This window comes from Cyanobium sp. T1B-Tous (genome assembly GCF_024345475.1).
In the GTDB taxonomy this organism is placed as follows: Bacteria; Cyanobacteriota; Cyanobacteriia; order PCC-6307; family Cyanobiaceae; genus Cyanobium_A.
The window spans coordinates 1-12,593 of record NZ_JAGQBE010000063.1; the positions used below are offsets into that span (position 1 = coordinate 1).

General features: G+C 61.6%; 14 protein-coding genes. 8 read left to right on the top strand and 6 right to left on the bottom strand.

Annotation, left to right across the window (positions count from 1 at the left end; all coding sequences use genetic code 11):
- Positions 1 to 11: 11 nt before the first annotated feature.
- The gene (locus KBY71_RS12300) at positions 12 to 863 is read left to right on the top strand and encodes a galactose mutarotase (protein ID WP_254929208.1); all 852 of its coding nucleotides are present in this window, start codon (positions 12 to 14) and stop codon (positions 861 to 863) included.
- Here KBY71_RS12300 and KBY71_RS12305 read toward each other — a convergent pair.
- Complete coding sequence (locus KBY71_RS12305) at positions 860 to 1,180, bottom strand: 4a-hydroxytetrahydrobiopterin dehydratase (protein ID WP_254929196.1); 321 nt, start codon at positions 1,178 to 1,180, stop codon at positions 860 to 862. The two genes, KBY71_RS12300 and KBY71_RS12305, sit on opposite strands and share 4 nt — an antisense overlap.
- A 94-nt stretch (positions 1,181 to 1,274) precedes the next feature.
- Between KBY71_RS12305 and KBY71_RS12310 the strand changes: the two genes are divergently transcribed.
- The 5 genes from KBY71_RS12310 (at position 1,275) to KBY71_RS12330 (ending at position 6,153) form a co-directional block, all read left to right on the top strand.
- Positions 1,275 to 2,294 (top strand): GGDEF domain-containing protein, encoded by a 1,020-nt coding sequence (locus KBY71_RS12310; protein ID WP_254929197.1) that lies wholly within the window; start codon positions 1,275 to 1,277, stop codon positions 2,292 to 2,294.
- A 93-nt stretch (positions 2,295 to 2,387) separates the two neighbouring features.
- Positions 2,388 to 3,530 carry a DUF1611 domain-containing protein gene (locus KBY71_RS12315; protein WP_254929198.1) on the top strand — a complete coding sequence of 381 codons (1,143 nt, stop codon included), beginning with the start codon at positions 2,388 to 2,390 and terminating at the stop codon, positions 3,528 to 3,530.
- The gene (locus KBY71_RS12320; RefSeq protein ID WP_254929199.1) at positions 3,527 to 4,606 is read left to right on the top strand and encodes an alanine/ornithine racemase family PLP-dependent enzyme; all 1,080 of its coding nucleotides are present in this window, start codon (positions 3,527 to 3,529) and stop codon (positions 4,604 to 4,606) included. Before KBY71_RS12315 ends, KBY71_RS12320 begins: the two co-directional genes overlap by 4 nt.
- 26 nt (positions 4,607 to 4,632) lie before the next feature.
- Positions 4,633 to 5,442, top strand: coding sequence for a prohibitin family protein (locus tag KBY71_RS12325; protein WP_106501758.1), 810 nt, complete (start codon positions 4,633 to 4,635; stop codon positions 5,440 to 5,442).
- 45 nt (positions 5,443 to 5,487) lie between these two features.
- Complete coding sequence (locus tag KBY71_RS12330; protein ID WP_254929200.1) at positions 5,488 to 6,153, top strand: SDR family oxidoreductase; 666 nt, start codon at positions 5,488 to 5,490, stop codon at positions 6,151 to 6,153.
- Positions 6,154 to 6,159: 6 nt separating this feature from the next.
- Here the strand turns inward: KBY71_RS12330 and KBY71_RS12335 are convergent, their stop codons facing one another.
- Both KBY71_RS12335 and KBY71_RS12340 read right to left on the bottom strand, forming a co-directional pair.
- Positions 6,160 to 7,614: a glycosyl hydrolase family 57 gene (locus tag KBY71_RS12335; RefSeq protein ID WP_254929201.1), complete on the bottom strand. Its 1,455-nt coding sequence runs from the start codon at positions 7,612 to 7,614 to the stop codon at positions 6,160 to 6,162.
- A gap of 13 nt (positions 7,615 to 7,627) precedes the next feature.
- The gene (locus KBY71_RS12340; RefSeq protein ID WP_254929202.1) at positions 7,628 to 8,383 is read right to left on the bottom strand and encodes a glycosyltransferase; all 756 of its coding nucleotides are present in this window, start codon (positions 8,381 to 8,383) and stop codon (positions 7,628 to 7,630) included.
- Between the two features lie 225 nt (positions 8,384 to 8,608).
- Here KBY71_RS12340 and KBY71_RS12345 point away from each other — a divergent pair, with 225 nt between their 5' ends.
- On the top strand, positions 8,609 to 9,028 hold the full coding sequence (locus KBY71_RS12345) for a nuclear transport factor 2 family protein (RefSeq protein ID WP_254929203.1): 420 nt from the start codon (positions 8,609 to 8,611) through the stop codon (positions 9,026 to 9,028).
- A 19-nt stretch (positions 9,029 to 9,047) separates the two neighbouring features.
- Positions 9,048 to 9,719: a L,D-transpeptidase gene (locus KBY71_RS12350; RefSeq protein WP_254929204.1), complete on the top strand. Its 672-nt coding sequence runs from the start codon at positions 9,048 to 9,050 to the stop codon at positions 9,717 to 9,719.
- Here KBY71_RS12350 and KBY71_RS12355 read toward each other — a convergent pair.
- The 3 genes from KBY71_RS12355 to KBY71_RS12365 form a co-directional block, all read right to left on the bottom strand.
- A complete protein-coding gene (locus KBY71_RS12355; RefSeq protein ID WP_254929205.1) occupies positions 9,701 to 11,386 on the bottom strand; it encodes a protein adenylyltransferase SelO family protein in 1,686 nt (561 codons plus the stop codon). The two genes, KBY71_RS12350 and KBY71_RS12355, sit on opposite strands and share 19 nt — an antisense overlap.
- 119 nt (positions 11,387 to 11,505) lie before the next feature.
- Positions 11,506 to 11,889: a type II toxin-antitoxin system PemK/MazF family toxin gene (locus tag KBY71_RS12360; protein ID WP_254929206.1), complete on the bottom strand. Its 384-nt coding sequence runs from the start codon at positions 11,887 to 11,889 to the stop codon at positions 11,506 to 11,508.
- A complete protein-coding gene (locus KBY71_RS12365; protein ID WP_254929207.1) occupies positions 11,886 to 12,146 on the bottom strand; it encodes an AbrB/MazE/SpoVT family DNA-binding domain-containing protein in 261 nt (86 codons plus the stop codon). The genes KBY71_RS12360 and KBY71_RS12365 overlap by 4 nt, the downstream gene beginning before the upstream one ends.
- Positions 12,147 to 12,593 lie beyond the last annotated feature (447 nt).

Here is a 12,593-nt window from a genome sequence, read left to right on the forward strand (position 1 = left end):
GCGCGAGCTCCGTGGCCCTGGTACACCGAGAGACCCCATATCCACATTGGGAGTTCGCCAGCGACTCCGGGGATCTGCTGCGGGTGGTGCCTGAACGGGGCGGTCTGGTGACCGGCTGGCGCTGCAACGGCAAGGAGCTGATCTACCTCGATCTTGAACGCTTCCTCGACCCCGCCCAATCAGTGCGGGGCGGTATTCCCATCCTCTTCCCGATCTGCGGCGGCCTGCCGGACAACACCTTGCCCCTGCCCCAGGGGAACTTTCCCCTAGGTCAGCACGGCTTCGCCCGGCAGCTGCCATGGCAGTTGAGCGCTCTCGAGGATGGCCAAGGCATCGCCCTTGAGCTCAACGACAGCGAGAAAACCTTGACGAGCTATCCCTTCAGCTTTCTGCTGAGGCTTGAGCTGCGCCTGGTGCCAGGGGCCCTCGAGATCGACACCTCGGTGCAGAACCGCAGCCAGGAGCCGATGCCATTCAGCTTCGGCCTCCACCCCTACTTCAACCTCAGCAACCTCAAATCTCCCCGCTTTGAGGGGCTACCGGAGCGCTGCCTAAACCATCTATCGATGGCCGACGCCGACACGGCAGAACAAATGGCGCGATTGGACGACGGAATTGACCTGTTGGTCCGTCCCAGTGGTGACGTGCGTTTGCTGGATCCGGAAGCCGGCCTGGCCCTTGATCTGCAGCTCAGCGCCCCGTTCAACATGGTGGTGCTCTGGACCGAACCGCCCCGTCCAATGGTCTGCCTAGAGCCCTGGACTGGACCTCGCCAGGCTCTGATCAGTGGCGATGGCAAACTTGAGATTGGTCCCAGCGAAACCTGCCGGCTGCAGACTCGTTACGCCGTTAGCGCCTGCTAAGCCCCATCAAGTTTGGCGGCCAAAACCGCATCAGCTCTGGTTAGGCCATCCACCTTGTGGGTGTACACCTCAGCGCTTGCGTGACCCCAGCCAAGGCTGAATTCGGCATGGTGACCCTCTGCTTCGCAGATCGCCCCAGCCCGGTTGAGCCAATCGAGCGCCTGCTGAAAATCAGCGAAGCTCCAGGCCTTTTGCAAGTGGTGTCCATCCACAACCAGCCAACCGGGCAACTGGGTCAACAATTCGGCTAGTTCAGCCGCATCCAGGAGCGGCGCCCCATCGCGGCAGGGGAGACAGCTTTCTAGGTGCAGGGCCATGGGAAGTGCTGTTGGCAACAACTAAATCATGGCCCTAGCGAAGCCCGGTTGGCGCGCCGAAGACTTCCTAGGATTGGAATTATCGGATCGATCCATGCCGTATCCCGATTACCCGATTCCGGCGGACGAATCCCAACGCCAAAGGGATTTAGAGCGCTTGGGGGTACTTAACCATCCAGGCGATGAGCATTTCGAGCGGCTGGTGCGGCTCGCCTCGACTGTGCTGGAAACCCCGATCGCGCTCATCTCGCTTGTGGATGGCGACCGCCAGTGGTTCCTTGCCCACCACGGCATAGACAGCACCGAAACGCCGCGGAAGATGGCCTTTTGCGCCCACGCCATTGCCGGTGATGAAACCCTGGTGGTGCCCGATGCCCACCAAGACCCACGTTTCTGCACCAATCCCCTGGTGACTCAGGACCCAAAGGTGCGCTTCTACGCAGGCACACCGCTGCAGAGTCGTGACGGTCACAACCTGGGCACCCTGTGCGTGATCGACCGGTTGCCGCGCCACTTCAGCTCCAGCCAGGTGCGACTGCTCGAGGATCTGGCCCAGCTGGTGCTGCGTGAACTTGAACTGCGTCGACTCACCACGGTGAATCCGGTCAGCGCCCTAGCAAACCGAGCAAGCTTCCTGGAGCAAGCTGAGCCTGAGCTACTGCGGGCACGCCAGGCAGGCGAAAACCTGGCCGTGCTGGCCCTGCAGCTCGACCACTTCGACCAGATCAAAAACCGCTGGGGTCTGCAGGCCTCGGATCGGGCGATTATGGACGTTGCCGCCCTGCTGCGCTCCCAGCAATGCGAGCAGGACCTTGTAGGTCAAATCGGCGACCATGAATTCGCCCTGCTGATGGTGAACGTTGACACTGACACAGCCATGGAACGGGCTGATGCCATCCGCGCTGGCATCAACGAGCTGCGGGGAGCCTTTTCGGCCAGCGGCCACCAGCTAACGGCCAGTGGCGGCCTGACCCTGCTGGCCCCCGCCGATCGCCAGCCCCTCGATGCCCTGCTTCGCGCCGAACGGGCCCTATGTCTGGCGCAAGGCAATGGCCAAAACCAGATCGCCGAAATACTGGCTGACCCCCTAGAAGCAGAAAGCGTCCTAGGGTGAACTTATCCACGCCCTCCAGCGGCCAATTCTGAGCCCTGAAATCACCACCTCAGACTTGTTTCAAGCCTGGGTAAATGATGGGTCCTGGCTTATTTGGCATTTCAAAAACAGGTCAACGACCTGACCATTTCGATTGCACCGCATCACAGTGCGGTTAAATCGGCTGCAGTCGTCTACTGCGAGGGAAACTTCGCTGGGCTCGATGGCAAAACCGCCCACGGCCTAGTGCGCTTCTGTGAGGCCTTTGAAATCAGGGCCATTATTGATAGCCAATCAGCTGGAATTGATGCAGGCCTGCTACTAGACGGCATCAGCAACGGCATACCCATCGTGGCTGATCTAGATGAGGCCCTTGCCTTGCCAGGCCCCCGCGCCAGCACCTTCATCTATGGCATGGCGCCTGCAGATGGCCTCTATGGCAAAGACGATCGCCGGGCTCTGCTGCTGGCCATGGCAGCTGGCCTGAACCTGGTCAGCGGCATGCGCGAATTCCTTAATGACGACAGCGAATTTGCCCTAGCGGCCAAACGTCATCAAGTGTCAATCCGTGATGTACGTCGTCCAGCCGCTCTTAAGGATCTGCGCCTGTTCAATGGCTCGATCGCCAAGGCACGCTGCATTCGAATCGCCGTGCTCGGCACCGATGGCGCCATCGGTAAGCGCACCACGGCCACGCTTCTGGTTCAAGCCCTAAACGCCAGCGGTATCCGCGCTGTTTTGGTGAGCACGGGGCAAACCGGCTTGATTCAAGGGGGGCGCTATGGCATTCCTCTTGATGCCATTCCATCGCAGTTTTGCTCAGGGGAGGTGGAAGCCGCAGTGGTGGAGGCCTACTGCACGGAAAAACCTGCGGTGATCGTGATTGAAGGCCAAGGTGCCCTCAGCCATCCCGCCTACCTCTCTTCCAGCTTCATCCTGCGGGGCAGCCAGCCCCAGGCGGTGGTGCTGCAGCACGCGCCGGCACGCCGGCAGCTGAGCGACTTTCCGTTTATGCCGATGCCCAAGCCTGCAAGCGAAATTCGCCTGATCGAATCCTTCGCGCCAACGCGGGTAATCGGCCTAACCCTGAACCACGAGGGCATGAATGACGCCGAGGTAAGTGCGGCCATTGCCCTTTATGCGGCCGAGCTCGCCATTCCTGTTACTGATGCGGTGAGCCGACCTGCCTCTGCTCTGGTGGCAATGGTGCTGCGGGCTTTCCCCGAGTTGTGTATATCAACTGACGGCCAGCTTTGAGCGCACCGCGGCTGGAGATTCATCTCGAGCACCTGCAGCACAACGCCACCACCATGGTGAATCGGCTTGCCCGCCAAGGAATCAAGGTGACCGGGGTGAGCAAGGCAACCCTGGGCCTGCCGGAAATTGTGCGCACCTGGGTGGCGGCAGGGGTGCATTCCATCGGTGAATCGCGAATCGAATCAATCGAATCGCTTAGCCACTGCGAGCTTGGAGTGCCCCTACTGCTGATTCGCTCGCCGATGCTCAGCCAGGTGGATCGGGTGGTGGCCCATGCGGCGATTAGCTGCAACAGCGAGGCGGTGGTGCTCAAGGCCTTGGCAGCTGCAGCGCATTGCCAGGGGGTGCGCCACGGAGTGCTGCTCATGGTGGAGTTAGGGGATCTGCGCGAGGGAATTCTCGCGGCAGACCTTGAGGCGATGGTGTTACTAACCCTGGCCCTGCCAAACCTGCTGCTAGTGGGCATCGGCACCAATCTGGGCTGTCAAAACGGCGTTGCCCCAGATGAAGCGAATATGGGCGAACTATCGCGTCTGATCGAAGCGCTGGAAAGGCGTTTTGGCATCAGGCTCGAGTGGTGCTCGGGAGGTAATTCGGCCAATCTTCCCTGGCTGACTGGTGGCGGCGATCCGGGCCGCATCAACCACCTGCGCCTCGGCGAGGCCCTACTGCTGGGGCGAGAGCCCCTTACCCGCACAGCCATACCAGGGCTGTACACCGATGCCATCACCCTGGTGGCAGAGGTGATCGAGTCCAAGCACAAGCCAAGCCGTGCCTGGGGAAAGCGTCACTGCACCAGTTTTGCCAAAGGGCCAGTCGCTCCCCAAGAGCGACCAGACCAGCCCATGGCCATGCGAGCGCTACTTGCCCTGGGCGAACAGGATGCCGATCCAGCCGGTCTTAGTGCCCCTGGGATCAGCATCGAGGGCGCCTCCAGCGACCACTTGGTGGTGAGCGGAGCGGCAGAGGCGTTGACACTGGGCGATGAGCAGCGCTTCCAGGTCAGCTACAGCAGCCTGCTGCGGGCGATGACATCTCCATTTGTGAGCCGTTGTTTCATCGGAGGACCTGCCTAGGGTTCGCAATTGGTAATGGCCCCTTCATGCAGTCGCCCCTTCGCTCAGCTGGCAGTCCCGATGGTCCTGGAGCAACCCTCAGCCTGATTGCGGCCGTATTGGTGGGCATCGCGATTCTGCTCAGCCAAACCGTGTTCATCGTGCCGGCCGGCAACGTGGCTGTAGTCACAACCCTGGGCAAGGTCACCGGTACCCCCCGCAGCCCAGGCGCCAACATCAAGGCTCCCCTGGTGCAGAACACTTCGCTATTTGACGTACGCACCCAGGTGCGACCAGAGCAGTTTTCGACTCTCACTAAGGATCTCCAGGTGATCCAGGCCACTGCCACAGTGAAATACGCCATGAAGCCCGCAGAAGCGGGGCGGATTTACGAGACGATCGCTACCGACGACCAGCAGATCTATCCCCGCGTGATCCAGCCATCGCTACTGAAGGCACTCAAATCAGTCTTTTCGCAATACGAGCTGGTGACTATCGCCACCGAATGGAACTCCATTTCGGAACTGGTGCAGGAGAAGGTGGCGGAGGAGCTGCGTAAGTTTGACTACGTGAGCGTGCAGGGACTCGATCTCACTGGTCTGCAAATCGCCGAGGAATACCGCGCCGCGATTGAACAGAAGCAGATTGCTGAACAGCAGCTGTTGCGCGCCCAAACCGAGGTCTTGATCGCCGAGCAGGAAGCCAAGCGCTACGAAACGCTCAACTCAAGCCTCGATGACCAGGTGCTCTACAAGCTCTTCCTCGACAAGTGGGATGGCCAGACCTCCGTGGTGCCGGCCCTGCCAGGTACTGCTGGGGGGAGCGGCAACTCGGTGATCGTCAACGGTCGGCGCTGATGCTGGCTTGAATCAGCCAGTCTTGAGCAACTGCGCAGGCCAGCAATGCCATCCTTCCTAGTTACCGGCAGCAACCGCGGCATCGGCCTCGAGTACTGCAGACAACTACAGGCCCGCGGCGATCAGGTGATCGCCGTCTGCCGCACACCGTCGCCGGAACTGGAGGCGCTGGGGGTGCGCCTCGAGGCGGGGATCGAGCTCACCGCTGAAGAGGATCTTGATGCTCTGGTGCAACGGCTAGCTGGCCAGCCGCTTGACGGGGTGATCCTCAATGCCGGCATCCTCGAAGGCAACCGCCTGGAGAATCTCGACAGCGACAGCCTCAGGCGTCAGTTTGAGGTGAATGCCCTGGCGCCCCTGCGACTCGTGGCCGCCCTGCTGCCGAATCTGCAGCCCGGTTCCAAGCTGGCGCTGATGACCAGCCGCATGGGCTCGATTGATGACAACAGTTCCGGCTCCTCCTACGGCTACCGGATGTCAAAGGTGGCGCTGAACATGGCGGGGCGATCCCTGGCGATCGACCTGCGCCCCCGCGGCATCGCCGTGGCACTGCTACACCCGGGGCTGGTGCGCACCCGCATGGTCAACTTCAACCCCCAGGGCATCAGCCCCGAGGAGGCGGTGCGGGGCCTGCTGGCCCGCATTGATGCTCTCAGCCTGGAAACCAGCGGAGGCTTCTGGCACGCCAACGGCGAGGTGCTGCCTTGGTAATGAGGCTCAACCGCCCAAGCTGACGACGCCGCGCCGATGAATCTCGCTGGCGTAGTCGGTCCAGACCCCCTGGCCCCAGTAGCGAAAGCAGCTCGTTTCCAGCAGAAGCAGGTGCAGCAGCGCCTGCTGGTAGGGCTGGGTCTGGGTAACTGAGGGATCGGCCGCCACCAGGGGATCGAAGTGCTGGTGAAAGGCGGCGCTGAGGCTGGTCATCGGCTCCAGCACGTTGGCGTAGCCCTCCACCCAGCTCAGGTTGTTGGTCCAGGAGGCACCGGCCATCGAGAAGGAGGGATCATGGGCCTGGAGCTCGGCGATGGCCGCCTCAACATTTGCAGAGTTGGGTGTCTCGCCCAGCTGCTGCCAGAGCTTGTGTTGCTGCACCGCCTGAATCGGCGGGAAATCGCAGGCTGACACCCCAACGGCCTCGAGCATCTCCAGGTATTCAGTTCCGTTGATCGCCACCGTGCCAGCACCACCGCCCTCGGCGGCGATGCGCTGATGGGCCTGGATGAAGGCCTGGGGGAATTCGTTCATCATCACGCCACCGTTCTCGCCATCGGCGATCTGGGAGACGAGGGCCGGCACAGACACGCCGCCAAGCAGTATGGGGCCACGCCCCAGGGCTTCGTAATAGGGCTGCATCTGACCCACCAGCTTGGTGTCGGAGCCCTGCGTTTTGATCAGCGCCGTGATTGACGCCACCTCACCACTGGAGCTGCGTGCCACCAATTGGTTGGGCACCAGTTTCTGCTCCTGGCTGAGGGCGGAACCATCGGGATTCTCAACGCTGTGCTCCTGCACAAGCAGCCAGCGGTAGCCGCACTCCCGCAGGGCCTTGATGAATTCGTAAAGCGTGTCTGGGTGGTTGGGCAGATGCATCTCCGGTGGCGAGAACCCCTTCACCCGCTGCAAGGCAGCATCACCAAACATCGCCGCAAAGTGATGCTGCCAGGCCAGGATCTGCAGCTTGAGATCGGGGATTGGCGTGGAGGGGGCCACGGCATGGCTCCAAAAGGTGCCGAGCCACTCCACATGGGGTTGAAGGGCAGGATCACAGGCCAGCCGCTGCAGCGCCTCGAGGATGTCGTGGCGACCCATCTGCTGGAATCCCCACAGCAAATTGCCTGAGTAATCCAGCATGATCCGCGGATTGGCGCCCTCCGCAATCAACTGGGGGAGGATGTCGGCCAAACGCCGATAGCAATGGGCGAAGGCTTCAGCGTTGTGGTTGTCACCCTCGCCGGGATGCTCAACCATGTATTGGAGGTGGGAAATCAGCTCTCCATTGGCACCGGCTGGAATCGTGGGCTGGTGCATGTGCAGGGCACAGGCGAAGCCTGAACGAAGCTGCTCCAACTCCAGATTGGTGGTGGGCAGAAATACCGGCTGCTGCTGCTGCTGCACCAGGGCGAGGATTTCAGCTTCGCGGCCAGCGATCGGCGGCAGGGAAGGGTTGCTCACAGGTTTGAGATAGTCAAAGCGTGGCAATGCGCTGGCGAATCAGCGGCACTGAGGAACTTGCAAGTTGCTGCGAAAGGATGGTTTGACCGCGCTCCCAAGCAGATCTACGCGATAAAAGCTCCAAATCATCAAACCACGCCGATTTTGTCATCTGACCAACATGGAGGCGTATGTGATAGACATAATCAGAAATTAGTACGCCTGCAGCACTACTTGTAACCGCGATCATCATGCCTACATCTTCACCTTGTGGCAGGCCCATCCAGCCACCGACACGCTTGAGTAGGGCAGCCTGGACAAGCAGGGTTGTTGGCCCCAGGGGAATGCTGTCATGGGGGGATGGCCAGGCTCGCCAAACATCACCCGCTAGGCATGGCCCAGCGGCCACAATGGCAGGATCATTTTTGAGATCGTCAGTGCAATAACCGGCTGCCCACTGGGCCCCTGCCTGGCCATTGATTGCGGCCAGGCGCTTGTCGATCGAATGGGGGTAAAGCCAGTCGTCGTCGTCGGCACTGGTGATCCACTCCCCCCGAGCAACAAGCAGGCCAAGATTGCGCGCTGCCGCCTGACCAATCGGCCGGGCAGAAGCAATCACTGTGGCGTTGGCGGCAAGCTCGGCAGGCAGGGCTTCGAGGTCGTTGCCATCAACGACAATCACATGTTCAATACTGCAATTATTTTCGTTCAGGCTACGATTAAGCTTGCTCAGCATAGGCAATCGATCAGGCAAAAGCCTGGTCGGAGTAATGACGCTAACGGTCGTCAAATTAGTTGAATTATTGCGAGCTCATCCATCCTAGTCGACCCTGGAGACCCCAAGCCCTTTGCTCGATGATCAAATAGGCAAAATCCGAATGATTTGACCACGAAAACTGATCAAATCAAACTTTCCAAAACTTGAGCGCAAAGGCGCCCAGCACGGATGTCGCCCTGGACCTTTGCGCACCACCAGGCCTGCGGCATCCTGGGTTGAGCCCTTGATCTACCCGCGGTGGACGCTGCCCAGCTGCGCGCCTTGTTCAACAAGCCCTACGGCGCCCCCGGCCCGAGCGAGGCGCAATGGCGGCAGCTTTACGCCGAGGATGTGCACTTCAGCGATCCCACCCAGGAGAGAGAAGGCATTTCGGCCTACATCAAAGCCCAGGAGGGCCTGTTGAAACGCTGTGACGACACCTACCTCACCCCCGGCGCGATTGCGATCGAAGCCAATTCGGCCTTCGTGGAGTGGGAGATGGGTCTGAAGATCAAGGGCATTGAGTTTGTGTATCCAGGCACCTCCCGGCTGCTTTTCAACAGCGAGGGCAAGATCTGCGACCACCGCGACTACTTCGACTTCGTGGGCCCCACCTTCGGACCGGTGCCTGTGCTCGGCGGCTTTGTGCGCTGGCTTTACAAGCGCTTTGTGGGCTGAGGTAGCTGCAGGAGCCGTGATGCGCCCTTTCTCCACACTCGCTCTGCTCGCCCTGGCTACGGGGCTGTTCGGCTGCGGCGCCAACAAGCAACCCAAACCAGGACCGGCCGCCGTTACCGGACCCATCCGGATCGAGCTCGACCCAAAGGATCCCTCCAGGAGCTTCGGGGTGCTGCCACGGGGCGAGGACCGCACCATTTTTAAGGTGGGTTTCGGCCGTAACGGCATCACCTGCGCCGGCAACCGCTTCGAGGAGGGCTACACACCCCTGGGCCGCTTCCGGGTGAATGCCATCCTCAGCGGCAACACCTTCGTGATGGATCCCGCCCTGATCGCCAAGTCGGGCAAGAGCGAGGCCGAGCTGCGCAAAACGCTTTTTGGCAACATGAACGCCATCGACTTCGACGGCGATGGCGAAATCGGCGAATACGGCAGCGGCTACGTAAGCCTGGAGCCTGTGGACAGCGTCAAGCAGCCCTTCGCTTTCAACACCTACGACGGCAAGTTTCGCTGGTACAGCTTCGCCATTCACGGCAGCAACAACGACAAACGCATCGGCCAGAAGGTGACCGGCGGCTGCGTGAACGTGGCCGAACCAGATTTGAAGCTCCTACTCTCAGCCGTGAAGCTCGGCGATGAGGTGGTGATCAACGCCGCTGGCGGCAAGTGTGTTCAAGACGAACAGCTGTAGTGCGACACCCCACCAGCGTTGAAGAACTCCCTGGGCTTGAGGCGGTCGTAGGTCGCCGCCAGCTCTGCTGAGGGCGCTTCGTAGGGATTGCTGAACACCGCTTGCAGCTCCTGAATCAGGCTGGTGTCTCCCTGCTCCGCCTGTTGATAGGCCGGTGCAATCAGCCACTCGCGCCAGGTGATGGCGGGGTTGCAGCGTTTCATGGCTGCGGAGGTCTCGAGCAGGTCGCCAATCTGGGCACGCCAACGCTCCAGCCAGCCGCTCCATGCCGCGTCGAGGGCTTCCGAACTCGGCTCATAGAAGCTCTGCTTCAGGGCTGAGAGGTGCTCGGGGGTGGTGGCAGGAATCTCCGACAACCTTCGGAAGAAGATCGTGTAATCCGCCTGGGAGCGCAGCATCAGCTCCAGCAGCTCATTCACCAAGGCGGCATCAGGGGCAGCCAGGCCCAGCTTGCGGGCCCACATCGCCTCGAGCTCCTGGTTCATCGCGCCGGCAAAGCCGTCACGGATGGAATCCAGCTGGGCCAGGGCATCGCTGTTGTCAGCAAGCAGGGGCCGCAGGGCCGACCAGAACATCTGGTAGTTGGCTCCAGCGGCCACGGGTTGGTTGAAGAAGCTGAAGTGCTCGCCGCCACCGGTCCAGGGCTGGAAGCCGGGATCGAACCGTTCGCAGAAACCGAACGGGCCGTAGTCGAGGGTGTAGCCGCCGGCGGCACAGTTGTCGCTGTTGAAATTGCCCTGGCAAAACCCCACCCGCATCCAGTGGGCCACCAGGGCAATCAGCCGCGTGCGAAACAGGCCGGCCAGCTCCAGCACCTGGTCGCTGAAGGGCAGGCTCGGATCGATCTCGGGCCGGTAGTTGCGCTCAATCAGGTGGGCCACGATCAGGCGCAGCTCGTTCAGCGCCTCCGGATGGGCCTGGCGGCGCACGCGGCGGGCAAACAGCTCCAGCTGGCCCACCCGCAAAAACGAAGGCGCCACCCGGGTTGTGATCGCCGCTGGGTTGTCGACCAGCACGTCGGGATCAAAGGAGGTGGACCCCGGCGCATACCAAGGCCGGCGCACGGTTTCAGCGCCAGACCCATAGAGGGTCAAGGAGCGGGAGGTGGGAACGCCCAGGGCGTGCATGAACTCCTGGGCCAGAAATTCGCGCACGCTGGAGCGCAGCACGGCCCGACCATCGGCGCCGCGGCAGTAGGGCGTAGGTCCGCCGCCCTTGAGCTGCAGCTCCCAGCGCTGGCCGTTGAACACGCCTTCAAAAACGGAAATGGCCCGGCCATCGCCGTAGCCATTGCCGGTGCCAAAAGGACACTGCTGGATGTATTCAGCGCCGTAGATCGAGAGGGCATAGCCGGTGGCCCAGCCGTAGGGGCGCATGGGCTGCCGCGCCACGCTGATGTCGCCGGAAAACAGCCGCAGGAAGGCCTCGTCGTGGGCCAGGGAATCGCTAAGGCCCAGCTCCTGGAACAGGCTGTGGCTGTGCGCCAGATAGGCGGGCACTGGCAGGGGCGTGGGTGTGACCGGCACGTAATGGCCCGAGAACACCTGGCGGGGGCGGTGATCGTGGCCATCCAGGGTGGCCTGGGGATCCGGCTGCAGCGACTCCAGCAGCGAATAATCAGCCCGTTGCGCGAACTCAGCGAAGGATGTGATCGGAGTGGTGCTCACGGGGCTCGCGGGTTCTGGCCGGCAGGGATCAGTGGAGGCTAGGGATGGGGGTTCAGCTTGAGCGATTGGGCCGATCGAGCAGGTCCTGATTGAGGGCGCGTCAACTGGCGTCCTATGGCTCAGACGACAAACCCAAGGATTTGCCCAACAACCGCCAACACCTCCTCCAGCTGGGAGTCCTGCAGTCGCCCAATCGGATGGGGACGAGCGCCCCTGGCGCGCCAGTCGAAGGATTTGAGTTGCTGGCACAGCACATAGCTGTGGGAGTCGGGCCGATCGGGGATGGGGCCCAGGTCCACAGCAAGGGTGGAACCACGGTTGTAGGGCGCTGAAGTCATGGCGCAGCCCACCACTAAGCCCACCTTGGTGTGGAAGGAAGCTGTGGACAAGACGGCAAAGGAATGGTGATCCTTCATCTCCCGACCAGCCTGGGGGTTGTGGTCGATCCAGATCACGTCGCCGCGATCGGGCACCCAGCCCTGAACCACTTGGCGGGGACTCACTCGGTGACCTCAGCACCGAGCGGATGGAAGGCCATTGCTTCGGTGGGTTCGCCAGCCATGGGCTCGTACGCTGCTAGCCGCTCTGCCAGAGACAGGAGTCGCTGCACGGGCCTGATCATCACGCCTCCCTCCACAACGGAGAGTTCCACGGCCTGATCCTCCTGCAGCTGAGCCTCCCGGGCGATGGATGCGGGCAAGCGGATACCGAGGCTGTTGCCCCAGCGGCGCAGGGCCTGCCGGGAAGGGGTGGCGGCCATGAGAATCAGACGTATAAACAAAAGGATAAACGCCCCAGGCCGATGGGGCGGCACAGCAGCGACATCTACCCGGTGAGCGAGGGGCACAGCCTGGCGATCCCGGGTCGTCGTAAGGCCGACGGGAAGGCTTGCTCTACGCAAGGGGGGGCTGAGATCAGGCGAGGCGCCGGGGCATTCGGTATTTCATGCGCATTGGCTTCTAATTCCCCGGCGAACAGGTGATGACAAATCCCCCCGTGGAGGCGTTCGGTGGGTTATCAAAGGCAATCAGCCCTACTGAGCCGTGGCCACCAAGACGCCAACGCGCAAGAAGCTCGATCGGACTGCGGTCTTAACAAGGATCGAAGAGATACTCTCGGCTGGGGCTCCGGATGCCGAAAGCCTGTTGGCGTTTGCAGAGTTAATTAACGGAAAGCCTTTCCCAGAACCAGTTATCACGCTGACCGA